The 204-nt window shown below is 41.2% G+C and carries 1 pseudogene; it reads left to right on the top strand.

What is annotated here, in order from left to right:
- Nucleotides 1-204, top strand: a pseudogene (locus tag A372_RS0100365) (hypothetical protein); the annotation flags it as partial.

Below are 204 nucleotides of genomic sequence, written 5' to 3'. Positions count from 1 at the left end.
GGTGGAGCAGACAGAGGCTTTGCAGGTTGTTGATGTAAAGCCTGGTCAGAAACTGATTGCCAAAGCTGGGGCAGAATTTATTTTACGTAATGGAAATGCTGTTGTGTACAGCATGGATGCCAGTGGTGCTATTGATATTACTTCTGGAACTGAAATTGTTCATAACCAGGCTGTCGAAAAAAATCATTTATTATCGTTTCCTAG

It is taken from the genome of Paenibacillus sp. OSY-SE, assembly GCF_000283315.1.
Classification (GTDB): Bacteria; Bacillota; Bacilli; order Paenibacillales; family Paenibacillaceae; genus Paenibacillus_B; species Paenibacillus_B profundus.
This window is presented reverse-complemented; position numbering and strand designations above follow the sequence as displayed.